This window comes from Mesorhizobium sp. M7A.F.Ca.CA.004.04.2.1 (genome assembly GCF_004022825.1).
Taxonomy (GTDB): Bacteria; Pseudomonadota; Alphaproteobacteria; order Rhizobiales; family Rhizobiaceae; genus Mesorhizobium.
In genome coordinates this window covers 1-804 of sequence record NZ_RZPH01001568.1, presented here as the reverse complement: position 1 = coordinate 804, position 804 = coordinate 1, and the positions used below count along the sequence as shown (strand labels likewise).

Genomic DNA, 804 nt, shown 5'->3' with positions numbered 1-804 from the left:
GGGATGACGAAGTGGAGGGTTACGCGCTGCGCCGCTCGGCCGGCAGGGCGTCCAGCAATGTCTGCAGCTTGGCGACCGAGTTCTGCTCGGCAAGCGGCGTATAGACGATCAGCTTCATGTCGGAGCCATCGCCGATCGACAGGCTCATATGCTCGAAGATCATGGCGCCCGCGCTCGGGTGCCGGACATGCTTCACCCCCGACAACCGGTGCGCGACGTCGCGCTGCGGCCACCAAGCGCGAAATTCGGGGCTCGAACGCGTCATCAACTCGATCAGCCGCTCGAAATCCGGATCGCCGACATAACGCGCACTCGCGGCCCGGAAGGAGGCCAGCACGGTGCGCGCCAGTTGCTCCCAGTCGACCAGGAGGCGCCGGTGGTGCGGGCTGGTGAACACCATGTGGACGATGTTGCGGGCGTCCCCCTCCAGCAAGCCATAGTCGCCGAACACCGCGACGGCAGCCGGGTTCCAGGCCAGCACATCCCAGCGCCGCCCGACAACATAGGCCGGCTGCAGCACCAGGCTCTGCAGCATGTGCAGCAAGGGGCCGTCGACTTTTTCCGGCGCCACGGCACGGCGCTCCGGCTGCTGGCGGTCGGCGAGGATGAACAGATGCTGTTTTTCGGCGGCGTCGAGGCGCAGTGCTTCGGCAAGTGCCGTCAGCACCTCGACCGAGGGCCTGACCTCCCGCCCCTGCTCCAGCCATGTGTACCAGGTGGTGCCGACACCGGCGATCATCGCCACCGGTCTCAGGCGGCGTACGCCGGGCTTGCGCCGCGAGGAGGTGGCGATGATCGCCGGTG

At 67.5% G+C, this 804-nt stretch carries 1 protein-coding gene; it reads right to left on the bottom strand.

Annotated elements, in window-relative coordinates:
- Nucleotides 1-19 precede the first annotated feature (19 nt).
- The coding region (locus tag EN893_RS36180; RefSeq protein WP_164901504.1) for a helix-turn-helix transcriptional regulator at nucleotides 20-804 on the bottom strand (785 nt) is incomplete at its 5' end.